This window comes from Longispora fulva (genome assembly GCF_015751905.1).
GTDB lineage: Bacteria > Actinomycetota > Actinomycetes > Mycobacteriales > Micromonosporaceae > Longispora > Longispora fulva.
Map to the genome: position 1 here is coordinate 2,494,275 of NZ_JADOUF010000001.1, position 24,212 is coordinate 2,518,486.

Genomic DNA, 24,212 nt, shown 5'->3' on the forward strand with positions numbered 1-24,212 from the left:
CTAACGGACTTCGTCTCAGGGCGGTAACCGGCTGTCGGCGCGTCGACTTGCTGAACTTCGGTCAGGTGTTCGAGGATCGTGCCGTGGAAGAACTCGCAGCGTGGCACAACGGACGTGACGACCTCGAGCGGATGGTCGTCATCGTCCGCCGTAACCTCTCCAGCGGATCCTGCGAGGTGCAGGTCAGCACCGCCGAGGGTCCCAAGCTGCAGGAACTGCTGACAGAGGCCAACGCGTTCGCGCTGGCCACGCAGATCCGCAAGACGGCCAAGGGCCGTTGGGAACGTGTCAACATGTCCGCCCAAACATGACCGCGCGCCGCGACCAGACGATGAACCTGAGTCACACCGAGGCCACCCTCCGCGCGGATCTCACCGCGTTGATCGCCGCCATCACGCCCGGAGACGCGGTCGAGGAAGCCGATCTGCGGCACACCCTGGAGTGGGTAGCCAGCGGTTACGACCTGTACCGCACGGCCAAACCCGCCACCCCGCCCCAGCACCTGGTCGCGTACTTCCAGGTCATCGACCCGGACACGGGGTTGATGCTGCTGGGCGAGCACAGGGGCGCCGGACTGCTGCTGCCAAACGGTGGGCACGTCGAGCCAGGCGAGAAGCCGTGGCAGGCGGTGGTCCGGGAGTGCCGCGAGGAACTGCACGCCAGCGCGGAGCCCTCACCACGGTTCGGCACTCGCCCGGCGTTCGTCTCGGTCACCCGCACCCGCGGCCCAGCCGCCGGGCAGCATGTCGACGTATCGCTGTGGCACGTCGTACACGTGGAACGCGAGTCGGTCTCCTATTTCGACCCGGCCGAGTTCACCGCCATGCATTGGATGGGCCCACGCGAGATTCTCATGATGCAGGCCGAACGGCTGGACCCGTGCATGCACCGCTTCACCCGCAAGATCACCCAATCGTGAAGAAGCCCTGGAAGCTGCAGGGCAACGGAAGGACCTGAACTGATGTCCGCGACCACCACCGACACCGTTCTCCGCACCGGTGGGTGCCTGTGCGGGAGGATCCGGTTCACCGTCAGCGGCGAACCAGATTTCCCCCACGTTTGTAGCTGCCGAAATTGTCAGAGGCTGGGCGGCGGCCCGCTGCAGTCCTGGGTGTCCTTCCCGATGCAGGGCCTGCGGTGGACCGGCGAGGGCGGCGAGCCACGCTGGTACGACACCTTCGCGGGCAAGACCACCCGGGGATTCTGCACAACATGCGGCAGCTCAGTGGCCGCGATCGACTACGGGGTCGACCTCATCGGTATCAACATGAGCGCGTTGGACGTCCAGGATGACCCCCGACTCGTGCCGGTCAACCAAAGCTTCCGTGGCGATGCGGTTCCCTGGCTCCCCCAGGTCCCTGACACCCAGCCCGCCGCGGCCTAGCCCCGCCGGAGGAGCCAGTATGCAGTACGCCGCCGTCGCCCGCGCCCCGGATGACTTCCAACAGCCCGTCACCGCCGCCGAGACATCACCCCTGCCGCACGTTGGCGAGCCGGGGCGTATGAGGCCCGACACCTGGCCGCCCTGCGGCTGGAACGCCACCGCCGGGGCAATACCGACGGCGTGGCCCAGTCCTACCCGGAGATGGCCGTGGTGCTCGACGCCCTGCGCAACAGGCCCGCGCGGTGACGGCCAAGTTCCCCTTCGGAACAGAGTTCGCTTCCGTTGAAGCGGGGTGCGCTCGAGCCTCCAGATCCAGTGGCTCGCTGAGCGCCAACGGGACCCTGGCCATGGATCTGGTCCGACTGCGGGCGCTCGCCGGCGAGGCGGAGGGCCTGGTCGTGGGCGAGGAGGTGCTGCACCGTGTCGCTTCGCGTTCGTTCTGGCGAGGGTTCACTGCCCCCGCCGCATATCCGCCGAGCCGTCGGCAGTTATCGCCTCTCATTCTGAGTGGCGAATTTCCGGCCGGTTGGGTCAGCAAGCTGCCCGCGGGCCGTCGGCCGGGCAGCGTGGGCTCCGACCGCCGCTCGCCAGCCTCGTCTTCTGGGCCACCCGCACCGATCTGGGAGTCGGGTGAAACCCGGTTGACGGCCCGGCCGGCGCGGACGAGGGTCGCTGGGTGCGACGTGACTATCAGGGGCCGGCCGATCTCCGGAAGCTGCAGGTGTTCGGCCAGCGGATCTGGTCGATGGCCAGCCGGTTCCACCTCGGTGAACTGACCTGGGGGTTCGGGTTCGAGCTGTTGACACGGGCGTGGCCGGAGGTGCCGGTGGCGCTCTGGGAGTCCGACGGCCGGGTGCTGGCCTGGGGCGGGCTGCACCGGCCCGGCAGCCTGTACCTGGCGGTCGACCCGTCCCACCCGGGGCTGACCGGCGAGGTGCTCGACTGGGCGGGCGGTCTGGTCGCGGAGCCGCTGACCGTGACCGTCCTGGACACCGAGCGGCACCTGATCGACGTGCTCACCGGGCGGGGCTACCTGCCCGGAGACGTGGACGAGCCATTTCTCCTCGCGCTCAGCCGGTCCCTGACCGAGTTGCCGGCGGTCCCCGCGCTGCCCGAGGGCTTCGTGCTCCGCGCGGTCCGTGGCGAGTCGGACGTGGCCGAGCGGGTGGAGGTACACGACTGGGTCCGCGCGCCTCGCAGTCTGACCGAGGACGATTGGCGCGCCATGACGGGGTCGTGGCCGTACTCGACGGCCTTCGACTGGGTCGTGCAGGCCCCCGACGGCGAGTTCGTCGCGAGCTGCATGGGCTGGTACGACGAGGTGAACCGGTGCGGCGAGTTCGAGCCGGTCGGGACGGTCAGCGGATTCCACCGCTTCGGGTTCGCCCCGGCCGTCGTGCTGGCCGTGCTGCACGCCTTCCGGGCTGCCGGCGGGAAGACCGCGCTGGTCTACCCGAGGGGCGAGGACGGCTGGCCGGCCCCCCGCCGCCAGGTGTACGCCGACCTCGGCTTCACCCCGCACGCCCGCACGGTCCGCTACCGCCACCCCTGAGCCGGGGGCTCTCGCCACTACTCGCGAGAGCTCGCCACTTCTCATGAGGGGATTCGCCAGGTCGGCGAGAACCCGCCATTTCACCGCCCGGCCGGCCAGCGGTCCGCAGGGTCGCGGCCCCGAACAGCCCGTAGACGGTGTCCTTGTCCAGCAACGCCGGCACCGGCCGCAAGACACGGAGCAACAGTTCGGCGACAGTACTCTTCCCCGTGCCGGGAGCGCCCGCCGCAACCACCGCGACGGCCTGCATCGAGACAAACTACCAGCGCCGGCACCGCGATCTCGTGCCGTGGTCGGGTCCGATCGGCAAGGCCCGGGCGCTGGCTGTGAGATCAGCACGACTACCGGCCACCGACTTAGGAGTCACCGGGCAACGGCAATCAGGTCGCCTGTCCGCCGAGCTCGGCGACGCGTGCGGTATCGATTGTCAGTGGTTGGCTGGTGCGCGTTGCTGCGACAACCGCGTCGATGGTGTAGGCCACCAGCGCCGGGGCTTCCTCGTGCAGGCGGTGGGAGGCGTCTGCGGCGATGATCCGCGTAGCACCGTAGCGGTCTGCGAGCAGTCGCTGTTGGGTCTGCCAGTAGGCATCCACCTCTGGTGTGGCCTGGGGGCTGAACCACCGGCCGGGAGTTTTCGACAGCACCACGACGGGAACAGCCAGGCCGTGTTCCTGGGCGAATTCGGCGGCTGCGGCGGGCAGGTCGATGATGGTGGCGTGCGGGCCAGCGCCGTCGGTGACGGTGTCGCCGAAGTTGCCGGGCCACAGTTCCAGCTCCGGGACGGAGCTGTCCACCAGGACGAGGCCGGCTACCTCCCCCGGCCATTGTTGGGCGAACGCCCGGACGATGAGCGCGCCAACCGAGTGGCCCACCAGTACCCACGGGCTTGCGATGCCCGCGCCGGCCAGCGTGGCGTGCAGTTCGGAGGCGAGCGTCTGGTAGGTCGCTACCCGCTGGTCAGTGGGCCGCGCCGGGCTGGCGCCGATCCCGGCCCTGTCGTAGGCCAGGGTGCGGGACCCTGCGGTCAGTAGGCTCCGCACAGGTGACCAGACCGCGGCGGGTTCACCGAGGGCGGACACGAACACGACGGCCGGATCATCGCCCGGCTCGATCACAGCCGCCACCGCACGACTTTCCACCTCAATCATCAGCACTACGGCCTTCCCTTCGTTGTGATCAACTTGACCGGTCCCGCTCGCGGCCGTTGGCCGTGCCGGATCCAGACTGACGGTGGGTGGCTTGGCGAGAGCGATCTGGATGGCGAGCACGCCCAGGCGTTCCTTGTCCGGTCCGTAGATCTCGCGAAGGTCCCGCAGCTGCTCGGCCCGTGGGAGGTCAGGGTTGATCCGGGTCGGGTCTTCTGTGTTGAGCATGTGCTCGAACGACGGGTACCGCGCGAGCCCGGTGATGGTGGTCAGCACCTCGTCGGCGTCGCAGACGAACAGGATCTGCTCGCCGACGCTCAACGTGTCATTCCGCGGGTAGCACACCCGCACCTCGACCACTTTCCGTCCGGATGCGACCAGGTCGAAGTACGGCCGTCGAAGGTGCATCACGCGACAGCGCGTCGGCTCTGCTCCGGGATCCCCTGTCACGGTGCCCAGCCTGACGCTGGCCCGCCCACCGGTTCGGCCTCAGCCAACGACGGCCCGCGCCAGGATGATCAGGACGTAGGACATGGGAAGTGCCGCGAAGCACAAGACCGCGCCCATCGCCTGGTGCCGTTCGCTCGATCCGCCGCCGAGGCGTGGCCGGGAAGCGAAAGCGAGGGTGAGGTAGCCGGTGAACAGCGCCAGCGTGGGCAGCCCGGCTCCGCCCCAGGCCAGGGCGGTGAACGTGTCGACGCCGGTGAGGATGAGGATCCAGGCGGCGATGGCGCTGGCGGCGGCTGTGGTGCTGTAGATGGCGGCGGCACGGGTGCGGCTGCGGGCGTGTGGGAGCAGGGGCGGTCTGGCGGCCAGGTCGAGTGCCTTGTCGAGCTGGGTGGTGACGGCGCGTTCGGCAGCGCGGGCGGCGGTCAGGCCGGTCTCGACGGTGTCGAGTTCGACGCGGCCTGCTGGCTGCAGGTGGGGTGCGGGTAGCCGTAGCCGAGTGGCGGTGGTCGTCAGGGTGTCGGGGTGGGCGTCGAGGCGCCGGTCGAGGTCGGTGAGGGCCGCCTCGGTGGTGGCGGTGTGGTGCTCGCTCCCGTGGGCGTGGTCGGCGCGTTGTGCGAGGTGCTGGTCGAGCTTTCGCAGGAGGCCGCTGTAGGCGGGTAGCGAGGTCACCAGGCACCTTCCTGTTCGTGGCGGCCGGGGCGGACGAACGGCACGATGAGCTGGCTGGTGTGGTCGTGCCGGTCGAGGAGCAGGCCCCGGTTGGGGCGCGGCTGCCAGTCGCCCATCACGTCCCCGGTGAGTGAGGCCAGGCCATCGGCGCCGATGTTGAGCGCGAGCAGGCACGCGATGAGGTCCCGGCCGGCCGACCCGCCGAGGTCTTCGGCGAGCCGTTTCGCGCCGCGCCACCAGCCCAGCACGTGCACACCCCGGGCAGGCCCTGCCGCCAGGACGGTGCGCAGGTCGTCAAGCGGGGTGCGGCGAGTGTCCGGGTCGCGGGTGCCCAACTGCGTGCTGGCCGCGTCGGTGCCGAACAGCACCAGGTAGGTGTCCCGCGCGGTTTCCGCGGCCAGGTCGGCCAGAGCCCGGGGCAGATCAGCGATCGTCAGCCTCTTGGTCGTGTGACCGGCCTGGTCGAGGGCGGCAGCCAGCTCGGCGGCGGGGTCCTCGCTGGGGCCGACGAGCGGGGCGAGCAGGAACCGGACACTGCCGGGCGGGTGCTGATGCGCCAGGGCGGTGGTGGCGGCGTGGAGGACGTCCGCACCGACGGGCGAGGCGCCGACGACGGCGAGGTGCCGGCCGGGGGTTGCGTCCAGAAGCGGGCCGGCGAGGCTGGAGGTCACGTCCACGGCCCGCCCGACCAGCAGCCGCCGTCGCGGGCCACCAGTCGGCACGTCGGGCAGGGCGGTGGTGATGTGCTGTTCGGCGAAGCCAGAGAACACGTGCGGTGGCCGGTTGCCGTCCGCCCGCATCGACCACAACTTCTGCCGCAGCTCGGCGACGGCGGTCGGGGAAGCGTGCGAGTCGGGGAAGCGCACAATCCGATCCCGGCCGATAGCCCCGGCGGCGTCGTTGATGACGGCTTGGCCGACCGTGAGGTCGCCGGCGGCGGTGTTGCCCGGGTCCAGGACGCCGGTCGCGCCTGCGAGGGCGACTCGGAGCGGGAACTGGCCGAAGATCGCATCCTTCTTCCCGAGGAGTGCGTCCACGCCGCTGATGGTCTGCGAGGCGAGCACGAGGTGGATGCCGTAGGAGCGTCCCTTGCGCGCCAGGTCCTCCAGCAACGCGACCGCGACCGCGGCCTGACGCGAGGGGCCGGACAGCAGGACGTGGAACTCGTCGACCACGGCAACGACCCGAGGCCACGGCGTGCGCGGGTCAGCGGCGCGCAGGGCGGGCAGGGTGGTGACGCCGAGCCGTTTCATGGCCACCGACCGGCGGCCCATCTCCGCGACGAGTTCCTGCAGCACGGCGATGCCGTATTCACGGTCGGACTCCACCCCTACCGCGCGGGCGTGCGGAATCCATGACGGGTCGATCGGGGTGGGGGTGAACTCGGTGAAGGAGACGCCTTCCTTGAAGTCCAGCAGGTACAACGCCAGCTCGGTCGGTGAGTACCGGGCGGTCAGCCCGTAGAGCACGTCGAGGAGAAACACGGTCTTCCCCGACCCACTGCGCCCGGCGATCATCCAATGCGGGGTCACATCGTCAAACGACAGTTCGACCTCGGTGTGCTTCTCCCGCCCGACCACCGTGCTAAGCCCGCGCGCAGACGAACCGGCCCACAGGGTGTCGCCGGTCAGGTCGGCGAACGTGAACGTCGCAGCGGCCTTCGCATCCGCCGACAGCAGCCGGCACAACTCCCCCACGGCCTCGGGGTTCGGGTCATCGTCCAGGGACACCCGCACCTGCATCCCCCGCCTCGGCCGGATCACCGCCGGGCGGCCGGCCGGGTCGGCGATCCGGGCGTACTGGCCGTCCACGGCGACCGTATAGGCGTGATCGAGCACCGGCCGGCTCTCCTCGGCCGGCCAGCCGGCCAGGACGAGGTGCAGCCGAGACGCCGGGCCGGCGTGAGCGAGGGCCTGGATCCGGGCATACTCGCCTCGGCAGTCGGGCAGCTGCCCGCACAGCACCAGGAACGGCACCTCCTCCAGCCGGCCGGCAGCCGCCATGGCCTGGGCGTGCTGGACATGCTCCTCGGCCTCGTCCAACACGCCGGCCAGCCCGGCGGTGTCGATCACCGGCGGTGCCAAGCCGCCAGAGGCGATCAGCGGCCGAAACCCAGTGAACGCCCCACCCGCCGTCGCCCCGTCGACCAGGCGCACATCGAGGAACTGCTGTGGCACCGCGCCCAGTAGCCGGGTCAGCACCGCGCGGACGAGGGACGCCGCGGCCCGGGTGCGCAGGCCCGCGTCGATGGTCAGGTGCCCGCCGCCTTCGCCGAGCAGCGGCAGCACCACCGGGAACCAGTCATCGTCGGTGACCCAGCAGATCCCAACATGCAACGGCAACGGCCCCTCGCCGGGTGTGTGCGCGCCGAGTTCAGGTAGCGGGGTGGTCAGTTTGCGCACGTCAACGCCCAGCCAACCCGGGGTGATGAGGGCGGCGGTCGCCTTCAACTCGGCGACCAGGCCCCGCACCGCGACCTCGTGCCCGGCGGCGGTCACACCCCGCTCGGAGTCCTGATCCTGCAGCAGCGACCGCACCGCCGCCACCTGGGCGCGGGCGGAGCGGTACGCGTCGGTGGCTGCGTCGAAGTGCCGACTGACCCGACCAGCCACCCAACACCCCCGGACCCTGTGACACCGTGTGCGCCGCGACGGACCATATCCGAATCCGCCCCGAACCACATCACCTCGCACTATCCGTCACCGAAACGCCCCTCAGGGCGCGGAAACCTTCTACGGATAGTGATGGGTCTGTCCAAAAGTGACGGCGTCTCCTAGGCTGCGGTTCCTCGAAACCGGAACCGATGGAAAGGCTTGCGATGACCGCGACCGCGGACATTCTCACAGCGCTCTCCGGAGCGGAAAAAGAGCTCGACGAGGCCAAGACCCACAACGCCGGAGGCCGCGACCACGCCGACCGGGTCCGCACCCAGGCCCTCGGCCAAGGCTTCCTCGGCGTCGCCCAACACATGACGCAGGTGATCACAGCGTTCGACGACGCCCAGATCACTCTCGGCAACGCCCTCGCCGCCGTCGGCGACGCCCGGAGCCCGGTCGGAGAGATCAAAGACGGCATGACCCCGGACGAGGTCAAGACCCGCCTGAACACCTCGATCGCCTCCATCGACAGATCGGCCGAGGCGATCCTGGCTACCTACCCGGCATTCGACGAAGCCGAGAACGTCGTCAAGTCCGCTCTCGCCGGAGGCGACCCCGGGCCGCTCCTACGGTTCATCAGCATGGCCAATGAGGCAGCCGCCCGCGGCAAGGCCCAGGCCGCCACCGCCAAGACCAAGGCCCAGGCCCAGATCCCGCAAGCCAGCAGCTTGGGAAACTGACCGCGGGCGCCGCCGGCTCTGACGCCGGACAGGCGCCCGCATCCAATACTCCGCCTCGGACAGATTCCAAGGGGCGAGTCATCCCCGACGGGGTCCAGCGCCTGCCCAGTGGCAGACTGCCGATCAACTTCACCTACGCGGGGAGGAAGTACGACGGCAACTTGTGGACGCCGAAACTCGACGCGAAGTACCCCAACGGCGTGGTGTTCACAGATGAGGGCTTCCCCGACTTCTCACCGTACGTCAAGGACGAGTGGCCGCCCGTGGTGATCGAGCCGAACTTCTCCGGCGACCGGTACCAGGACGAGAAGATCGCCAACGAGGCCGTGGGGCTCGAGGAGACGCCAGAGGACCGCACGTGGCATCATCACGAAGACGGCAAGACGTTGCTCCTCATTCCTACCGATATCCACAAGGCCGTACGCCATGCAGGGGGCGTCGCAATCGTGAACGGATTAGACCAGTGAGCGTAGAGTTCCGCCGAGCAGAACCGCCCGCCCCACCGGAGAAACTGGCCGAACTCGCCGACCGCGTAGGCGTCGCCTTGCCGGACGACTACATCGAATTTTTGTCACAGCATGATGGCGGACGGATGGGCAACAACAACGAGACCGTGAAGATGGTCTTCGGTGTTGGGGAAGTCCCCGATTACGCCAGCATCTGGGATGCGCTCGACACCTATGACGGTCGCGTCCCCACCTGGCTGATCCCCGCGGCAGATGACTCGTTCGGGAATCTGTTCTGCCTGTCGATCCGCGAACAGGACGTTGGATCGGTGTGGTTCTGGGACCACGAACAAGAAGCCGACGAGGACGAGCCCGCCACCGAGGACAACCTCACCTACAAGGCGAAGTCGTGGACCGAGTTCCTCAATCAACTTCGCCCCTCCGAGCCCTGAGTCAGCATGCTTGAGCCCTGAACCTCGCCGATGGGCGTGCCCGACGGCGCGGTGCCGACGGTCGTGTACACACGGCTGGATGCACGACAACGCCGGAGCCTGGAGAGCCGCACCGTTGACCGCATACGTGTTCTTCGCTGGCTGCGTGTACCCGCTGTGGCTGGACATCGACTTCGTGGCCGGCCGGGCCCGTGCGCGCTGGACCGCCGAGCAGCCTGCCGTCAGTGCCGACGAACTCACCGTCGCACAGGCGGTGGAGATCGACGCCGGCTATGTCCAGATGATGACGGCCGGCTCCTGGTCGGCGCCATCGTGACACGACACCACCTACTCGGGCCCGAGGTCGCTGGGGAGCTCGGACCCGGCACGGTCATGGACACCACAGTGCATCCGCCGGTCGTGTCGGCGCTGGAGTACGTGATCAGCGACTGGCTCGGCGATGACCTCCTCGAGTGCTTCCCATGCCACCTGGCAAGCGATCGCCTCGCCGACGCCATCGAGCTGTCAGGCCTCACCGGATACCGCATCGACCAGGTACGGGTGACACTCTCACCGCAGGCCGAAGAAGCCCTGGAAGGCACGCCCCTTCCCGCGTTCCGCTGGTTGATAGCGATTGGCGTGGCGGGCGTGGACGACTTCGGTGCGACCGCCAAGGGCGAAATCGTCGTCTCCGACGATGCTTTGAATCTCCTGCGGTCGTTCACGATCCAAAATTGCGACGTCACCGGCTATACCACCATCGGCTGACGCTCGCCCCTGCCATGCATGTCGGCACAGGAGAGAAGGTGGCGGAGTGACGTACTACGTCTTCGGCGACGAGCACGTAGGTCAGGTGACCCCGGCAGGGCCGGACGAGGCTGCGACGTTCGTGAGTGAGCAGGAGCACCTGCTCCAGGCGCACGGTGGGCGCGCCGTGGCGCATTTCTTCGGACCAGACGGCGGCGCTCACGTCCTACGGCTGGATGTGGACTGGGACGCCGAGCGTGCCGCTGTGCGGGAGAGGAGATCATCAGCGGTGAGAACCACAACTCAACAGCTGGGCTCAAGCCCGGGTCAGCCGGAAGTTGGCCAGAGACGGTGATCAGCCACGTAGAAGGTCATGTCGCAGCTCGCATGCGACGCCACAACCTGAAGGAGGGCGAACTGGTCATCAACCGCGGCGTCTGCGGGACCAACGAACGTGACCCTGAATTCCCGCTGAGCTGCGACAAGATTCTCGAGGACATCCTGCCCCGCAGGATCCCGACTGACGGTGTACGTGACCCAGGATGGCGGCGCGACCTGGAGTAAGGCAGCTATCTCGGCAAGGGTGGGAGAATCCAAACGTGACTTTCTCCGTCTGGTGGGACAACGACGAGCAAGAACTGTCCGACGCCGCATCCGTCGAGGCATTTTTCGCCCGACGTGCTGACCGCATCGCCCCTCATGGAGGCAGGGCCTTCGCCTACTGGTTCGCACCGGTCGGCGTCGAGGAGGTAGTACTTCGGCTGGACATCGACTACGACGCTGGCCGCACGGCGTTGCGCTGGCTTCCCGACGACACTCACGCCCTCGAACTCCCACAGGCTGGACCCATCACCGTCCTGGAAACCTCAGACGGCGGACAGATCTCCGAAGTGCCAGCAGAACTCGCGGTCGTATCCGTGCCGACGGCGCACGCGGCGATAGCTGAGTACATCGCGACCGGTCAGCGGCCAGCGCTGCTGCGATGGTCGCAGTGACACTGTTTCGAAGTTGAGATCCCACGAGACGAGGCATCCGATGAGTGACCCGGTCGACTGGAAAGTACTCATCGGCCAGGTGATCCTCGCCAAGAACGAAGCCGACCAGCTCGAGCCCGATCACCTCGAGCCACTCGTGGCACCCCGCGCACCGGCCACGCCGGAGGATATCGCCGCCTTCGAGGCCGCGGCCGGTGAGCGGCTGCCCGGCCAGTACCGGGACTTCCTGGCCCACGCCGATGGCTGGAGGTCGTTTTACTTCCGGGCCAAACTGTTCGGACTGACCGACCTGGCCGGGCACAGTCCTGAGGCGCAGGTCGCCGCCGACATCCTCGACGTGTACGCCGACGAGGACGTTTTCGAAGACCTCGACGTCGGCCGCGACGACGTGTTCGCGATCTGCGCCGGCGTGGGCATGCGCACGATGTTCGTCATGATCCGCGAAGGCCGACCGGACGCGGGCACGGTGATCTGGCTCGACGGCGAGGAAGTCGAGCGGTACAGCAGCCTCACGGAGTTCTTCGCCTCGATGCGCGACTACTCCCTGCAGCAAGCCGCCAAGCTGCGCGCGCAGCCCTCAAACTTCTGACCCTTGTACACCGAGCTGCAGTCGGCGCGACGGCAACGCTCGTCGTGCAGGCCAGCATGCTGAGCCCCCGGAGGCCAACGTCGTGAAGTCCGGTCCTAGCGGCTCGGTCGAGTGGAAGGTTCTCCTCGGCGAGATGCTCATCGCCCGCGGCGAGGCCTCCGAACGCGACCCGAGCACCGCCGAGCACTACGCCCTACCCCGGGTGAAGGCCTCGCAGGAGGAGATCAGCGCATTCGAGGCCGTCACCGGCACCGCGCTGCCCGCTGACGTGCGTGACTTCCTGGCTCACGCGAATGGCTGGCTCGGCTGTTACCGGGACCTGCACCTGTTCGGCCTCTCGGAGCTGCGGGGCGAGGGCGCGGGCGTGACCGGGGCGCTGCTCCTGCACGACGCCGCCAACTCTGGGACGCTGGCCGCCGAAGGCCTGGCCGTCACCGACCTGCTCGCGGTCGGCGTCGGTGTGGCCTCTGCGAACCTGGTCGCCGTCATCCGTCCAGGACAGCCCCGGGCCGGGGAGGTGCTGTGGATCCGCGACGACGTGTACGCGACGTCACCGGACTTCGTCGGCTTCTTCGCCGCCCTGCGCGACCTCGCGCTCATCGAGACCGCCCGGCTGCGGCCCCGCCTGCAGCTGGACCCGGCCGATGACTGGCCCGAACGCACCTACGGCCGCGAGGCGTTCGGCGCCCACCTGGATGACCTTCGCGCCTGGGCCGACGCGTCACCGCTGCGGGCGCTGTCCGACAACGGGGTGCGCCTGTACCTCGCCCGCCGCCGCCTGGCATCGCGCACCGACACCGTGAATGTGGTCAGCGCTCCCCCGGGCGACGGGCCGGGACTGTGGACGCTCGACACGATCTCCACCCCCAACCACCACTCCTATCTGATCCTGCACCCCGGAGTCGAGGTGCTGCGCGTCGGCATCGACGGCTTCGCCGCCCAGCTCCACCTGCGCCTGGAACCAGGACTCGCCGAGTCACTCGGGCTGACCGACTCGGACGTCACCCTCACTGTGGGCGTCCCGCAGGGCACCTATCGGCACGGCCACGAACTGACCGAAGCCGACCTGCGCGACAGCCTGGCCAGACTCCTGGCCGCAGGGGGCATCAGCACCCCGCAGATCGACACGATCGTCCACGACGCGATCGAGGACACAGAACGCCACACCGCAGCCGCGGCTGTCGCCGCCACCAACCGCGCCGTGGCCGCCGCGCACCCGGGCCGGTACTGGACGCTGGACTGGCCCCGCTACCCCCACGGGATCCTGCGCCGCGCCGGGCTCACCGACCGCGCCGACGACATCGCCGCCCTCTGCCGCCCGGCCCTGGCCCTACGCACCGCGGACGGCGACACCGCCACCGTCGGAGCCAGCCGGTTCGGAGGCTGCCCAGACCTACCCGACGGTGCAACCTGGCCGGAGCAGGACGGCAAGCTGTACATGTTCCTCCTCCAACTCGACCTGGCCACCCTGCCCGAGATCCCCGGCGTGCCGCTGCCGCGCACCGGCGTCTTGAGCTTCTTCGCCGGGCACAATGAAACCGCAAACGACCCCGGCGGCCTCGTCTGCCACCACGACGGCCCCTTGCACCGGGCCGCCCTGCCCCACGAGGACTTCCTCGACGAGGAAGGTGAGCTCCTCCCCGAACGCGCCGTCGCCATCACCCCCGTACTGCGCGCCCCGGTCTACGGCAGCGAGGCATACGACGCCCTGGAACTCGCCGACACCGACGTCGACGCCTACCTCGAAGCCTGCGACGACCTCGCAGGCCGGCGCGAACGCGAAGAGGTCTCCTTTCTCGCCGGGTACGCCGACTCCAGCCACGACCTGCTCAGCGAGCTGACGTTCGCCGCCCACGGGCGCGGAGACGAACGCCAGCGCTCCGTCAGTGAGCTGCGCCGCAAAGCCCCGGGCAGCCCCGCCTGGACACGCCGTCTGGAGGACTGGGAGTGGTGGAACGACCGGCGGGAAGAAGTCGCGGCCGAGATCCACGACTGGATCACCCTGCTCGTCCTGGACTCACACGCCGACGCCGGCATGTGCTGGTGGGACGCCGGAACCCTCAACTTCCTCATCCAGCACCACGACCTCACCGCCGGCCGCTTCGACCGGGTCCGCGTCGTGCTCACCACCAGTTGAACCCGACCGCAGGAGCTGAGGCGGTGGGCAAGGCCTCGGGCGGCGCGCGCTATCTCCGAATCAGCTGATCTTCCTGTGTTCGCTCGCCGAGCAAGGCAAACCACACACGCGCGGCCTACTACGGACGTGCCAAGTATTGCCGATACACCCCGTTCGATCAGATCAAGCAACTGATCGAACGAAGACGCGGTGAGCGAATCGACCAGCGCGCCAGATCCATCGCATGGCTGCGGTCATGCCCTCGGTGTTTCGCAGGGCCGAAAGCGCACACAATGGGTTTTGCCGAACTGGAGAAGACAGTCGCCGGGTACTTGCCCGAGCGGGGGTCCGACATCTGCGGCGTGCCGGCTGAGGACATCCGGGAGGCGGCGCGGAAAGTCGGCGCAGCCGAACGTCTGTTGTCGACGTGCCTGCAGGGTCTACCAGTCCCACCAGGCGACGGCGACGGCCTGCCAAGGCAACAACATCAACCCGCTGCGCGGCATGATCGGCGGACTGGGCGCCAACGTGTTCCAGATGAACGGGCAGCCCGCCGCGCAGAACACCCGCGAGACCGGGGCCGACGGCGACCTGGTCGGCATGCGCACAGTCTCACCCCGCAGGAACGCACCCTGCTCGAACTCGCCGACGCCGGGCATACCGACGAGAGCGCGGCCCGCAAGCTGGGCGTGTCCGGGCGGACCGTCAAACGCGGTATGGCGCACCTGGTGGAACGCCTCGGCGCGGCCAGCCGGTTCCAGGCCGTCGCGAGGGCCGCGCGACGCGGGTGGCTGTGGCCGCCGCACACCCTTTGGTGCCACGCCCAAAGGTCCGTCTGTCCAGCATGGAAAAGCGTTGCGAGGATATTCGCAGATCGAAAAAACCTAGGAGGCGATTACATGTACAGCTACCAGGAGAAGCAGTGCCGCGGCGGCGGTTGCATTTTTTGGTACGAGCAGGCGTGGTACCGCGACTGCAGCTGGTCGGACGGTGCCGGCACGATCTGCGGCCCGTGGTACAAGGGCGGCAACGGCTGCTCGATGGAGTGCTAGGTCGTATTCATGAGAACGCCGGAGCGGTCCGCCGCGAGCGGGCCGCTCCGGCGGACCACCGTCGAATCCGGGAGACCGCGTTGTTCGCCTTGGGATGGGGAATTCGAGGAATGCTCGCCCTGGTCTGCGCTGCGGCGGTGACCGGGAAGCTCCGCGACCGGAGCGCCCGCGCCGAGTTCGGCGCCATGCTCGCCGCGGTCGGGGTGCCCGGTGCGCTGCGGATGCCGGCGGCCGGGGCTCTGCTCGGCGGCGAGGTCGCCGTCGCCGGGCTGAGCCTGGTGCCGGCGACCGCCAGGCTCGGCGCCGTGATCGCGTTCGCGCTGTTCGGCGGCCTGACGCTGGGTGTCGCCCACGTGGTGCGGTCCGGAAGCCGGACCCGGTGCGCCTGCTTCGGCCGGGCGAAGGAAGTGCTGGGTTGGCGGCACGTGGCCCGCAACGCGGCCCTGACGGCCGCAGCGGTGGCTGCGGTGGCCCTGCCGGCGGCCGGCCCGGGGAGGCCGGCGGACCTGGTCGCGGCGACGGCCGTCGCGGCGATCGGCGCAATAGCCGTCGTCCTGCTCGACGACGTCGTATCCATTCTCAGGGCCGATCGGCCGTGAGCAACCCACGAACGGAGTAGCAATGAACAATATCGCGTGGATAGGATTCTCGCTGTCGGCCCTCACGTCCGCGGGCTCGGTGTTGCTGTCCGTGGCATTGCACCGCAAATTCGAGAACCTCAAAAAGAGTCTTCCGGTAATGCGTCCCGCGCACCAGGACAGCGCATTCCCGAAAATGGGCAGCCGGCTCCCCGCATTCACCGTCCGGGCCGTCGACGGCACCGTGGTGAGTTCCGCCGAATTCGAGACCGGGCCGGCCCTGATCGCCTTCTTCTCGGCCGGCTGCGGAGCCTGCGCGGAGCAGTTCCCCGCGCTGCGCGAGGCGGTCGCCGCGCACACGTACGGGCCGGCGCCGCTGGCCGTGGTCGATGGCCCCACCCCGGAGCTGCGCGCGGCGTACGTCGCCGAGCTCACCGGCTTCGTCCGAGTGATCGAGGGGGACGACGCCGAGTTGCTCCGGGGCGAGTTCGGGGTCAAGGGCTGGCCGACGCTCGTCCTGGCCCACGACGGCGTGATCCGGGCCGCCGGGGTGAGCATGCGCGGGATCGCCGCCGCCCTAGGCGAGAGCCCGATGGTGCGATGACCCCGGCCCGGCACGGGCTGGTGGCGACGACGGCGATGATCGTCCGGTCCGCGCCGCTGCCGGTCGCGGCCCTGACGCTGTGCACGGTGCTGGCCGGGTTCCTACCGGTCAGCATCGCCTGGTCGCTGAAGGTGGTGCTGGACTCGGTGACCGGGACCGCCCGCTCCGGGCACACCGCCGCGCTGGCCGCGATCGGGCTCGCGGGCGGCGGCATCGCGATGGTCGTGACCCGGGAGTTCGCCGGGTACCTGTCCAACACGATCCGGCGCAGGGTGCGACTCGACGCCAACGCGGCGTTGTACCGGCACCTGGCCACAATCGGCGGCATCGGCCTGTTCGAGGACCCCGGGTTCCAGAACAGCCTGCGAATGGCCGGCGACGCGGCCGACACCGCGCCGAGCCGGTTCCTGTCGTCGGCGGTGTCCCTGGTCCAGGGAGCTCTCCAGATCACCGGCTGGCTGGTCGCGTTGCTGGCCGTCTGGCCGCCGATCGTGCCGATCCTGGTCGTCGCGCTGGTGCCCGCCATCCTTGCCCAGCGCTCCCTCGCCCGACACCAGGCGGGCTTCGCGGCCCAGCAGGCGCCGCGGACCCGCCGCCAGGTCGGGTACCGGATGCTGATGGCCGACCCGGCCGTCGCCAAGGAGATCCGGCTGTTCGGGGTGGGCCGCTTTCTCCGGGACCGGATGCTCGGCGAGATCCGTGCGGCCAACACCCAGGAGACAGCCCTGGACCGGCGGATGATGCGGGTCCGGGTCGTGCTCGGCACGCTGGACGCGGTCGCGACCGTCATCGCGATCGGCATCGCCACCCGGCTCGCGCTGACCGGCGCGGTCTCCGTGGGCGGCGTGTCGCTGTTCCTCGGCGCGGTCGCCGGGCTCCAGGGGGCCGCGATCGCGGTGATCGACAGCGCCGGGTCCGGGTACGCCGCGTCGCTGCTGCTCCGCAGCCTGCACGACGTGCTGGCCAGGCCCTCCGACGTGCCCGACGGCACCCGGAGCACGCCGCGGCTGGCCCGGTCGGTGGAGCTGCGGGACGTGTGGTTCCGGTACCGTGACGACCTGCCCTGGGTGCTGCGCGGCGTAAGCCTGACCGTCCCGGCGGGCGCCACGGTCGGCCTGGTCGGCGTGAACGGGGCCGGCAAGAGCACCCTGGTCAAGCTGCTGTGCCGGCTGCACGACCCGCAGCACGGCCAGATCCTCTGGGACGGCGTGGACGTCCGGGACCTGGAGCTCTCCGGCCTGCGGGACCGGATCAGCGCGGTGTTCCAGGACTTCGTCCGCTACGACCTGACCGCGACGGAGAACATCGCGGTCGGGGACATCGCGGCGCTGGACGACCCAGCGCGGATCCGACGGGCCGCCGAGCTGGCCGACGCGCACACCGATCTGGCGGCACTGCCGGCCGGATACCGGACGCTGCTCAGCCGGATCTTCGCCGCGGAGGACGGCAGCGGCACCGCGACGCTGTCCGGCGGCCAGTGGCAGCGGGTCGCGCTCGCCCGGGCCTTCCTGCGCGGGTCCGCAGACCTGCTCATCCTCGACGAGCCCACGGCGGGGCTCGACGCGGAGGCGGAGCACGATCTGCACGTCCGACTGCGGGAGCTGCGGGCCGGGCGGACCAGCCTGCTCATCTCGCACCGGATGAGTTCCCAGCGCGAGGCGGACGTCATCCTCGTCCTTGAAAACGGCACGGTCGCCGAACAGGGCCGGCACGCCGAGCTGGTGGCGAGCGGCGGTGCGTACGCCCGGCTGTTCGACCTCCAGTCCCGCGGCTATCGGGATGCCGGGGCGGACCGGGTGTCGGCGGCGGGCGCGACCGGCGTCTCGGGCGCCGGAGGGGGCGAGGGCCACGTGAACTCGGCGACGTAGTCCTGGACGCCGGTGAGCCGGTCACGGTCAGTCGATGCCTTCCACGATGCGGAAGTCGCGCTCGACGCCGTCGGAGAGGACGGCCAGCGCCTCGCGGTAGGCCGCACTCTCGTGCGCTGGTCGTGACCATGGCGGCGATGCCGATCAGCGCTGCGGTGGTGTAGGCGTCGTCGTTCGGGAAGAGGTGGCCGGTGTCGGTGCCGGCGGCCAGGATCAGGCCGCCTATGGCGCTGCCCATGACGCCAAACGAACGGCGGTCCTTCACACGTCAGCCACCCGTCAACCACCTGCGCGCGGTCCACCCCGACCTGGACCGGCTGGCCGACGCGCTCGGCCGGGTCCACCACAGGCGGTGAAGTCGGTTAGGTCATGGCGAGCAGCGGTCGGGTCAGTTGTTCCAGTCCTTGGTTGAGTCGGCGGTAGTAGGTGGCTCGGCTCAGGTGAAGCCGATGGGCGATGAACTCGTGGCCGCCGGTGCGGTCGAGGTAGTACAGCGTCAGGATCTGACCGGCTTCGGCCTCGGCCGGGATGGTGCTGTTCGCCAGATCCCGGATTCCGCCCCGGAGGAGGTCGCGGAGGGTGGCGGGGTCGCCGACCACGGCCAGGAGCGGGCTGCGGGCGAGCCGGAGGGGCCGGTCGAGATGTTCGAGGGCTTCGCGGAGGTGGCCGATCGCCCACTGTGTGTCGTCGGGCAGGACCGGGGCCAGCCGCGGGCCGCGCAACCGGTCCAGCCAGCCGGACAGCGCCTCGGTGGTGAAGCTCTGTGAGTAGACCTGGGTGGGCAGCGGCCCACCGAAGACGTCGTGGCGGAGCGGGCCGTGGGCGTGGAACCCGAGCCGGGTGGAGACCTGCTGGTACTCCGACGTCGGGGTGGAGATGACCAGCCGTCCGTACTGGAAGCTGGTGGCGATGATGAAGCGGAACAACGCCGTCCGGGCGGCCGGGTACCGTTCGTCGTAGAGCGCCGTCCCCAGGAAGACCCCACCGGCGGCGGCCGTCTCGGCGTGCTGCTGCAGGACCGGTTCCAGGGTCGATACGGTGTGGTCGGTGATCGGCACGATGCCGGTCATCCCGACCGGCCGGTCCTCCTCGTCGCACACCACGTGCACACCCTCGGGTAGCTCGTGCAGCCAGGCGATGTTCTGCCGTTCGGACTGCCGTGGGTCGATGTCGCCCCGCGTGGACCGCAGGCGGATCAGCCGGCCGAGGTCGCGCTCGTCCTCGGCGCGGGCCGGCCGGATGTGCACGGGAGCGGTCACCGGTGCGAACATCGACCGAACGCCCCCGCCGACGGTCAGGAACAGCGACTGCACCACCCGATCGCTCCGCGCCGCGCGATCGGGATCGGTGGACAGGAGCCGGGTATGGTGCGCGGCGGCCAGCGTCAGCGCGGTCTGGTAGGAGACCGGTGCCCGCCAGCGAAGGGCCAGGTCGAAGACGGTGCGGAACGGTTCGACCACGGCTAGGCCGTGCGCCAGGGGAATGATCACGCTGGAGCCGAGCAGGCCGGCGAAGGCCGGCCCCTGGCCGAGTTGGACGAGCAGGTCCTCGTCGCACTGCCCGACGGCGGCGACCAGCAGCAGGGCCTGGTCGATTCCGGCCGCCTCACCGGCGAGGCGGTCCAGTACCTGCCGGGCGGCGCCGTCGGCCATGGCCCCCGGTGCCTCCAGGCCCGGCAGCGTGAGCGGAGTTCGACTCAGGGCGATTGCCAGCAGAGGGTTACCGCCGGCGAGTCGCAGGACATTGTCGTGGTACTCCGGGCCTGAGGCCGGTGCGCCGCCGAGCAGGGCGGAGATCCGGTCATCGGGCCACGGCCCGACTTCGACGGTGGCGACCGGACCGGCCGGATTCCACGACCGGTACGCCGGCAGCGGCCGACGGCTCGCGATGAGGATCGGGGCATCGGGAAGGACGAGCCCGCCCAGGTCGGCCTCGCCGTGGACGTCGTCCAACACGGTGACCTCGGTGGCAAGGCCGCCGAGGATAGCCGATTTTCCGCTACCGACTGGACCGACCAGATTGATCACCCGTGGTGCGTTCGCAGCACTGAGCAAAGCCCGGATCCTGGTCGCCTCATCGTCCTGCATGGATCACCCTAACGTCGCCACGCCCGACCGACCAAGAGGTCCGATGGCGCCAGGCCGGTATCCGACACCGAGACCCCCGCACGATGTGAGACGAACGTGAGACTTCGACAGGAGTCGCTGGCCGTTACTGTCCCTCCACACCTCTCACCAACGAAGGGAACACCATGCGTCATCTGTTCAATGCACTGGCAGTGGCCGCACTCGTCGCCGGATCCCTGGGCCTTGGGGCGGCACCGGCGAACGCGAACACCAGCCCGGACAACAATCTGACCTCCTCTTGACGTACCCGGCGTCTGCGAACGCCGCGTTGTCGCCTCGCCGACCGCGCTACGTGAAACATCCGTCCAGCATCGGTCATGCCTACATATTGGAGTTCAGGTGAAGCATCGGTTACGCACATTGCTCAGTGTCACTGTCGCGACAGTTGTCGCGGCGGGGACGCTGGTACTGGGGGGCGGCGCCGCATACGCCCAGGACCCGGGAAGCTGCTCGAAGTCGACCGGATCGACCGGCGAAGGCCTGCCGATCCGGGCGACCTGCTCGTCAACGGCGGACACCACGACGTGGGTGGTGACCGACCTCTGCTCGTATCCGTTCAGCTTCCCCCCGACCATTTACCGGGTATACGGCAATCAGGTAGCGGGAAATGGCACGTCGACCGCGTGGTGCAATCCGGGCGACGCGCCGTCGGTACGCAACAGTGATATACAGATCATCATTCTCTCGGCGGCGGCGCCGTCCATCACGGCCTCCCCGTCCACAGTTGTCATTCCTGCCGGGCAGGTCATGGGCACCACGACGGTGAGTTTCAGTAGTACGAACGCGAGTGGCACCTGCATTTGGATCAGCCAGACGGGTGAGGCTCCGAGGCTGTGGAGTTGCAACGGGGCGGCCGGCAGCGGTCTGGTCTGGCCGTATGTCCCAGTCGGCGGCTATACGAAGTTCCTTCTCACCACGAGTTCGACCGCACCGAGTCCGGTCCTCGCCACGACCACGGCGACCGGCGTCACGCCAACAGGGACGGTGACGGCTTCCCCGTCCACAGTTGTCATTCCTGCCGGGCAGACCGCGGGCACCACAACGGTCAGTTTTACCAGCACGTATACCAATGGCACCTGTATCTGGATCAGTCAGACGGGCGAGGCTCCGAGGCTGTGGAGTTGCGGCGGGGCGGCCGGCAGCGGTCTGGTCTGGCCGTATGTCCCAGTCGGCGGCTATACGAAGTTCCTTCTCACCACGAGTTCGACCGCACCGAGTCCGGTCCTCGCCACGACCACGGCGACCGGCGTCACGCCGCCCCCGGACGGACCCGCCGGAACCATCGTGAGCGCCTACTCCAACAAGTGTGTCGACGTCGCGGGTGGCTTGACCGCCAACGGCACACACGTGCAGCTCTACGACTGCAACGGCACGGCTTCACAACGATGGACCGTCACCGCCGCCCACACCCTCTCGGCGTTTGGTAAATGCATGGACGTTTCCGGCGGCGTGACGGCCAACGGCACCAAGGTGTGGCTCTACGACTGCAACGGCACCGGCGCCCAAGTCTGGATGCCGCAAGCCGACGGCACGCTGCTCAATCCGATGTCCGGTCGGTGTCTCGACGACCCGTACGGCGTCACCACCAACGGCACCCAACTCGACATCTGGGACTGCGTCGCCGGCGCCACCAACGAGAAGTGGTCCGTGCCGCACAGCTAGTCCGCCTTTGTGAAGAGCCTGGTCGGGGAAAGTTCCCGACCAGGCTCGCTCCATAGTTGGGTATTCGGAGTCGCGGCCTCAAGGGTCTGCCCGACGGTAGAATCCGCCGCCGGGCTGGCCCGCAGCGGCGATCTTGCGAATGCTGACACCTTCCGAGATCATGCCCGTGCACGACCCGCGGGCCGCGAGGTCGACGCCGCCGGCACTGCCGTCGGACTCATCGGGGCCGACACGTCCGTGCCCGACACCATCACGCACCTCCTCCGGCCGTGCCCCGGCAGGGGGCTCCTGAACCGGCCTGCAACCCGCAAGAGCGATTCACGCTCCCTGCCCATGAACGATTCAGACACACTCTCCGCTCGTCCCGTATCCGCCGCAGTCTGGCATGACCTAACGAACACGTTCCCGACACCGCGCGGTCCACCTAGCCGGCGGGCAAGCCCGGGACCTGGCGAAGCGGCGTACCCGCCCGATGCCGCCGCGCCCCGTTGCCGATCAGGTTCGAACGGCCGGCTGGCCGTCCTGACCGTCAGTCGTGGAGGGCGTCGCGGGCGAGTAGTGCGGCCTGGACCCGGTTCGTGCAGGCGAGCTTGGCCAGGATCCGGCTCACGTATGTCTTCACCGTCGTCTCGGTGGCCCGCAACGTGCGGCCGATCTCCGCGTTCGACATGCCCTCCGCGACCAGCCGCAGCACCGCGGTCTCCCGCGCGGTCAGGGTCGCCAGCCGGTGGACCGCGTCCGCCCGGCGGGGTGGGGCCGGCGGCCGGACCTGGTCCAGGACCAGTCGGGTGACCGCCGGGGACAGGTACGCCTGGCCGGCGTGCGCGGCCCGGACCGCCCCGATCAGCTCCTCGGGCGCGCAGTTCTTCAGCACGAAGCCCACCGCGCCGCCCCGCACCGCGCGCAGCACGTTCTCCTCGAGCCCGAACGCGGTCAGCACCACCACCGCCGGGGCCGGCCGGCGGGCGAGCAGGGACTCGGCGGCGGCCAGGCCGTCCAGCCGGGGCATACTGATGTCCAGCACCGCCACGTCCACCCGATACGCGGAGGCCGCTTCCAGGGCCGCCCGGCCGTCGCCGGCCTCGGCGACCACCGTGATGTCGGCGGCGGACTCCAGCACGGTGCGGACGCCGACCCGGATCAGGGGCTCGTCATCGGCGAGCAGGACCCGGATCAGAGGTCGGCCGTCGTCGGTCCGCCGGACCGGGGTCATCACCGCGACCCGGCCAGCAGCCCGAACGGCAGCACCACGAACAGGGCGGTCGCGGCGGCGAGGCCGACCAGCACCGGCCGGGCCGGCGGCGGCGCGACTGGTTCGGCGCCGGCGGGCAGCATCGCCCACAGCCGGAACTCGCCGGACTGCCACCGGTGATCCAGGTACCCGCCGACCGACTCGAGCCGTTCCCGCAGGCCGGCGAGGCCGTGCCCGCCGCTACCCGGGCCGCCACAGGGCGGGGCGGCCAGAGCCGCGCCGGGGGCGGCGGCAGGGTCGGCCGGGTTGGTCACGGTGATCAGGAGGGCGTCGGACTCCCAGGCCAGGGCGAGCCGCACGGGGCGGCCGGGCGCGTGTTTGGCGGCGTTGGTCAGACCCTCTTGCACGATCCGGTACCCGGCGTGCCCGGCCAGCGCGGACACCGCGACCGGCGCACCCGACCGGTGTACTGTCAGGTCGACGCCGGCGGCCCGGAAGCCCGCGACCAGCTCGTCCATCGCGCCCAGCCCCCGATGGCGGTCGGGCTGGCCCCGCAGCGCGCCGACGAGTTCGTGCAACTCGGTCACCGCGCGGCGGGCGTCGGCGGCCAGTTGTCCGGCCCGGTCGTCGACCCCGGTGACCTCCAACGCCGCCGCCTGCACCGAGACCAGGCTGAGCCGGTGGCCGAGCGCATCGTGCATGTCCCGGGCGATCCGGAGCCGTTCGCGGAGCCGTTCGGACTCGGCGATCAGGTCCCGTTCCCGGTCCAGCCGGCGGTTGCTCTCCCGGAGTGCCTCGACGAGCTGGTGCTGTTGGCGCAGGTACCGGCCGGCGAGCAGCGGCAGGCCGGCGAAGACCAGGTAGCTGAACACGAGCTGGCCGACCGCGGCCGGGGTCGGCCGACCGGCGAGCAACTGGCCACCGAGCACCCCGGCGAGCGCGCCCGCCGCCACAGCTGGTCCGGCGCGGCCCGCCGACCGCCCGGAACGGTAACAGGTCCATAGGAGGGTGGCCCAGACGGCGTGGTCGACCGCGCCCAGGACTAGGGCCGGCACCAGGCCGACGGCCGGCCACCGCCAGGCGCACACCAGCACGGCGACCGTGGCCAGGGCGTGCGCGCCGATCCACCACGGCGAGAGTCGACCGGCGTGCCCAACCGCGAACACGGCCAGGTCCGCGAGGGCGGCCAGCACGGGGAGCACGAGTCGGGGCATGCCGCCAACGTACCGCCGAAGAGTGTCAACTTTGGAGGACGGTGACGGTGAGTTC

The 24,212-nt window shown here is 69.8% G+C and carries 26 protein-coding genes and 1 pseudogene; 19 read left to right on the plus strand and 8 right to left on the minus strand.

What is annotated here, in order from left to right:
- Window positions 1-83 precede the first annotated feature (83 nt).
- From IW245_RS11085 to IW245_RS11100, 4 genes are all read left to right on the plus strand, one after another.
- Window positions 84-311: a hypothetical protein gene (locus tag IW245_RS11085; protein WP_233472374.1), complete on the plus strand. Its 228-nt coding sequence runs from the start codon at window positions 84-86 to the stop codon at window positions 309-311.
- Window positions 308-919 (plus strand): NUDIX domain-containing protein, encoded by a 612-nt coding sequence (locus IW245_RS11090; RefSeq protein WP_231398756.1) that lies wholly within the window; start codon window positions 308-310, stop codon window positions 917-919. Before IW245_RS11085 ends, IW245_RS11090 begins: the two co-directional genes overlap by 4 nt.
- 42 nt (window positions 920-961) lie before the next feature.
- A complete protein-coding gene (locus tag IW245_RS11095; protein WP_197003097.1) occupies window positions 962-1,384 on the plus strand; it encodes a GFA family protein in 423 nt (140 codons plus the stop codon).
- A gap of 676 nt (window positions 1,385-2,060) precedes the next feature.
- Entirely contained in the window at window positions 2,061-2,936 is an 876-nt protein-coding gene (locus IW245_RS11100; protein WP_197003098.1) for a hypothetical protein, read from the plus strand.
- Window positions 2,937-3,316: 380 nt separating this feature from the next.
- Here IW245_RS11100 and IW245_RS11105 read toward each other — a convergent pair whose 3' ends face one another.
- The 3 genes from IW245_RS11105 to IW245_RS40515 form a co-directional block, all read right to left on the minus strand.
- Window positions 3,317-4,489, minus strand: a complete 1,173-nt coding sequence (locus tag IW245_RS11105) for an alpha/beta fold hydrolase (RefSeq protein WP_197003099.1) — start codon at window positions 4,487-4,489, stop codon at window positions 3,317-3,319.
- 81 nt (window positions 4,490-4,570) lie between these two features.
- A complete protein-coding gene (locus IW245_RS11110; RefSeq protein WP_197003100.1) occupies window positions 4,571-5,200 on the minus strand; it encodes a hypothetical protein in 630 nt (209 codons plus the stop codon).
- Entirely contained in the window at window positions 5,197-7,812 is a 2,616-nt protein-coding gene (locus IW245_RS40515) for an FtsK/SpoIIIE domain-containing protein (protein WP_197003101.1), read from the minus strand. Before IW245_RS40515 ends, IW245_RS11110 begins: the two co-directional genes overlap by 4 nt.
- 206 nt (window positions 7,813-8,018) lie before the next feature.
- Here IW245_RS40515 and IW245_RS11120 point away from each other — a divergent pair, with 206 nt between their 5' ends.
- The 10 genes from IW245_RS11120 (at window position 8,019) to IW245_RS11165 (ending at window position 13,882) form a co-directional block, all read left to right on the plus strand.
- On the plus strand, window positions 8,019-8,537 hold the full coding sequence (locus IW245_RS11120) for a DUF6244 family protein (protein ID WP_197003102.1): 519 nt from the start codon (window positions 8,019-8,021) through the stop codon (window positions 8,535-8,537).
- Window positions 8,538-8,698: 161 nt separating this feature from the next.
- Window positions 8,699-9,004, plus strand: a complete 306-nt coding sequence (locus tag IW245_RS11125) for an HNH endonuclease (RefSeq protein ID WP_197003103.1) — start codon at window positions 8,699-8,701, stop codon at window positions 9,002-9,004.
- Complete coding sequence (locus IW245_RS11130; protein ID WP_197003104.1) at window positions 9,001-9,435, plus strand: SMI1/KNR4 family protein; 435 nt, start codon at window positions 9,001-9,003, stop codon at window positions 9,433-9,435. Before IW245_RS11125 ends, IW245_RS11130 begins: the two co-directional genes overlap by 4 nt.
- Before the next feature lie 79 nt (window positions 9,436-9,514).
- The gene (locus IW245_RS11135) at window positions 9,515-9,751 is read left to right on the plus strand and encodes a hypothetical protein (RefSeq protein ID WP_197003105.1); all 237 of its coding nucleotides are present in this window, start codon (window positions 9,515-9,517) and stop codon (window positions 9,749-9,751) included.
- A 56-nt stretch (window positions 9,752-9,807) separates the two neighbouring features.
- Entirely contained in the window at window positions 9,808-10,182 is a 375-nt protein-coding gene (locus tag IW245_RS11140) for a hypothetical protein (protein WP_197003106.1), read from the plus strand.
- Window positions 10,183-10,228: 46 nt separating this feature from the next.
- Complete coding sequence (locus IW245_RS11145; protein ID WP_197003107.1) at window positions 10,229-10,516, plus strand: hypothetical protein; 288 nt, start codon at window positions 10,229-10,231, stop codon at window positions 10,514-10,516.
- Window positions 10,405-10,725 (plus strand): DddA-like double-stranded DNA deaminase toxin, encoded by a 321-nt coding sequence (locus tag IW245_RS42640; RefSeq protein ID WP_197008443.1) that lies wholly within the window; start codon window positions 10,405-10,407, stop codon window positions 10,723-10,725. The genes IW245_RS11145 and IW245_RS42640 overlap by 112 nt, the downstream gene beginning before the upstream one ends.
- Before the next feature lie 35 nt (window positions 10,726-10,760).
- Window positions 10,761-11,156, plus strand: a complete 396-nt coding sequence (locus IW245_RS11155; protein ID WP_197003108.1) for an Imm1 family immunity protein — start codon at window positions 10,761-10,763, stop codon at window positions 11,154-11,156.
- A gap of 40 nt (window positions 11,157-11,196) precedes the next feature.
- Window positions 11,197-11,745 (plus strand): SMI1/KNR4 family protein, encoded by a 549-nt coding sequence (locus tag IW245_RS11160; RefSeq protein WP_197003109.1) that lies wholly within the window; start codon window positions 11,197-11,199, stop codon window positions 11,743-11,745.
- A gap of 82 nt (window positions 11,746-11,827) precedes the next feature.
- Window positions 11,828-13,882: a DUF1963 domain-containing protein gene (locus IW245_RS11165; RefSeq protein WP_197003110.1), complete on the plus strand. Its 2,055-nt coding sequence runs from the start codon at window positions 11,828-11,830 to the stop codon at window positions 13,880-13,882.
- Between the two features lie 419 nt (window positions 13,883-14,301).
- Here IW245_RS11165 and IW245_RS11170 read toward each other — a convergent pair whose 3' ends face one another.
- Window positions 14,302-14,463: a hypothetical protein gene (locus IW245_RS11170; RefSeq protein WP_197008947.1), complete on the minus strand. Its 162-nt coding sequence runs from the start codon at window positions 14,461-14,463 to the stop codon at window positions 14,302-14,304.
- A 30-nt stretch (window positions 14,464-14,493) separates the two neighbouring features.
- On the opposite strand from IW245_RS11170, the gene IW245_RS42855 reads away from it, so the two are divergent.
- The 4 genes from IW245_RS42855 to IW245_RS11190 are packed head-to-tail and all read left to right on the plus strand — an operon-like array spanning window position 14,494 to window position 17,963.
- Complete coding sequence (locus IW245_RS42855; RefSeq protein WP_197008444.1) at window positions 14,494-14,913, plus strand: helix-turn-helix domain-containing protein; 420 nt, start codon at window positions 14,494-14,496, stop codon at window positions 14,911-14,913.
- Window positions 14,907-15,512 carry a MauE/DoxX family redox-associated membrane protein gene (locus tag IW245_RS11180; RefSeq protein ID WP_372445122.1) on the plus strand — a complete coding sequence of 202 codons (606 nt, stop codon included), beginning with the start codon at window positions 14,907-14,909 and terminating at the stop codon, window positions 15,510-15,512. Before IW245_RS42855 ends, IW245_RS11180 begins: the two co-directional genes overlap by 7 nt.
- A gap of 22 nt (window positions 15,513-15,534) precedes the next feature.
- Window positions 15,535-16,095 carry a TlpA disulfide reductase family protein gene (locus IW245_RS11185; protein WP_197003112.1) on the plus strand — a complete coding sequence of 187 codons (561 nt, stop codon included), beginning with the start codon at window positions 15,535-15,537 and terminating at the stop codon, window positions 16,093-16,095.
- Window positions 16,092-17,963, plus strand: coding sequence for an ABC transporter ATP-binding protein (locus IW245_RS11190; RefSeq protein ID WP_197003113.1), 1,872 nt, complete (start codon window positions 16,092-16,094; stop codon window positions 17,961-17,963). Before IW245_RS11185 ends, IW245_RS11190 begins: the two co-directional genes overlap by 4 nt.
- Before the next feature lie 27 nt (window positions 17,964-17,990).
- On the opposite strand, the pseudogene IW245_RS40530 reads toward IW245_RS11190, so the two are convergent.
- Together IW245_RS40530 and IW245_RS11195 are read right to left on the minus strand one after the other, a co-directional pair.
- Window positions 17,991-18,080, minus strand: a pseudogene (locus IW245_RS40530) (DUF1330 domain-containing protein); the annotation flags it as partial.
- Window positions 18,081-18,325: 245 nt separating this feature from the next.
- Window positions 18,326-19,918: a hypothetical protein gene (locus tag IW245_RS11195; protein ID WP_197003114.1), complete on the minus strand. Its 1,593-nt coding sequence runs from the start codon at window positions 19,916-19,918 to the stop codon at window positions 18,326-18,328.
- A gap of 510 nt (window positions 19,919-20,428) precedes the next feature.
- Between IW245_RS11195 and IW245_RS11200 the strand changes: the two genes are divergently transcribed.
- Window positions 20,429-21,751, plus strand: coding sequence for a ricin-type beta-trefoil lectin domain protein (locus tag IW245_RS11200; protein WP_233472370.1), 1,323 nt, complete (start codon window positions 20,429-20,431; stop codon window positions 21,749-21,751).
- Between the two features lie 529 nt (window positions 21,752-22,280).
- Here IW245_RS11200 and IW245_RS11205 read toward each other — a convergent pair.
- Entirely contained in the window at window positions 22,281-22,964 is a 684-nt protein-coding gene (locus tag IW245_RS11205; RefSeq protein WP_231398758.1) for a response regulator, read from the minus strand.
- Window positions 22,964-24,157 (minus strand): sensor histidine kinase, encoded by a 1,194-nt coding sequence (locus IW245_RS11210; protein ID WP_197003115.1) that lies wholly within the window; start codon window positions 24,155-24,157, stop codon window positions 22,964-22,966. Before IW245_RS11210 ends, IW245_RS11205 begins: the two co-directional genes overlap by 1 nt.
- Between the last annotated feature and the right edge of the window lie 55 nt (window positions 24,158-24,212).